Below are 1272 nucleotides of genomic sequence, written 5' to 3'. Positions count from 1 at the left end.
CAGCACTGCTACCCCTCGGGCTCGTCATCGAGTTCGACGGTGACGAGCCCGAGGTCGACGAGTTGGTCGATCGCGTCCGCCATCTTGGCGGCCTCCTCGTCATTCTCACCGGGCGATCCGGTGCGCTCGGTCATGAGCAGCCCCGTGGTCTCCGCAGTTGCCTCAGATCCAACCGCGAGATCCTGCCTAGGGTCGGCTGGCCCTACCGGCTCCGCGACGGCAGGTACAGATTTGTCGGGATGCCACACCAACCACTTCCGCTCGACCTGCTCCTTCAGATCGACACCCCCGTGCCGAGCCATCAGCAGGACATGACGCAACACGTCGGCCAGTTCAGCACGAATTTGTCGTCCAACTCCTGCTGCGTGTTGCCCTTCGACCTGGCCTGACCGGTCCGCATGTCGTTTGCCACCATCGTGCACCACGTTGCCAGTCATGGGACCACCGACAACAGGTGATCCACCGAGAGAACATGTTCCAGACCCACCGTGCGGACCGATCACGGCGACGGCAACCGAACGTCCGGAAATGCCGATTACCGGGTGCTCGTGACGCACGACCGAGCCTGGACCGCCGAGCACACCGGGCAGTCGCTGGAGCAGATCACCATCGACTTCGACGGGGACCGCTGGTTCGCCGGGCCCGAGGCGGTGGCCTACGGCCTGGCCGAGGAGGTGATCGGCCCGGAGTCCGGCACCCCCGCGTAGTCGGGCAGTTCGATGCCGTTGATCGCGCGCCCGACCAGCTCGGTGAACCATTCGCCGGTGAAATCGGGGCTCGGCTCGGCGTCTGGCCCGGGGACGTCGCGGCTGCGGGCGTTCAGCCGGCCGATCTCCTGGTTGGCCTCGACGAACGAGCGCATCCGCGCCTCGTAGCGAGCGAACCCGGCGTCGGGGTCCCACCCGGCGGCGGCCAGTTCACCGGCCAGCAGGTAGGCGCCGACCAGGGCCAGCCCGGTGCCTTGCCCGGACATCGGCGACGAGCTGAACGCCGCGTCCCCGAGCAGCCCCACCCGTCCGCTCGACCAGCGGTCCATCACCACCTGGGCGACCTGGTCGAGGTAGAAGTCCGGGGTGTCGTCCAGGTGCGCGAGGATGTCCGGGGTCAACCAGCCCAGGCCGGCCATCCGCTCACGCAGCAGAACCTTCTGGGCCGCGACGTCACGGTAGTCGACGTCGAAGCCGACCGAGGCGAAGTAGAACATCGCCATCGCCCGGGTGGCGTCCTGGATGGGTCGCAGGAGGGCTGAGCGCCCGGACTCCCGGTGCTGGT

General features: G+C 67.9%; 3 protein-coding genes. 1 reads left to right on the top strand and 2 read right to left on the bottom strand.

All coding sequences use genetic code 11. The features are described 5' to 3' along the window. Window positions 1-8 precede the first annotated feature (8 nt). On the bottom strand, window positions 9-437 hold the full coding sequence (locus FXO23_RS48585; protein WP_158895663.1) for a nucleoside triphosphate pyrophosphohydrolase family protein: 429 nt from the start codon (window positions 435-437) through the stop codon (window positions 9-11). Window positions 438-548: 111 nt separating this feature from the next. Here FXO23_RS48585 and FXO23_RS48580 point away from each other — a divergent pair, with 111 nt between their 5' ends. After that, a complete protein-coding gene (locus FXO23_RS48580; RefSeq protein ID WP_218952420.1) occupies window positions 549-707 on the top strand; it encodes an ATP-dependent Clp protease proteolytic subunit in 159 nt (52 codons plus the stop codon). Here FXO23_RS48580 and FXO23_RS48575 read toward each other — a convergent pair. Beyond that, on the bottom strand, window positions 656-1272 hold a 617-nt coding region (locus tag FXO23_RS48575; protein ID WP_179957084.1), incomplete at its 5' end, for an FAD-dependent monooxygenase. The two genes, FXO23_RS48580 and FXO23_RS48575, sit on opposite strands and share 52 nt — an antisense overlap.

It is taken from the genome of Amycolatopsis anabasis (assembly GCF_009765355.1).
GTDB classification, from domain to species: Bacteria; Actinomycetota; Actinomycetes; order Mycobacteriales; family Pseudonocardiaceae; genus Amycolatopsis; species Amycolatopsis anabasis.
Note: the sequence above shows the minus strand (reverse complement) of the source record. Positions and strands in the feature narration are given on the sequence as shown.

Bases quoted from the DNA above. Each gene is read 5' to 3' on its own strand.
- FXO23_RS48585 (WP_158895663.1), bottom strand. From the start codon at position 437: ATGACTGGCAACGTGGTGCACGATGGTGGCAAACGACATGCGGACCGG.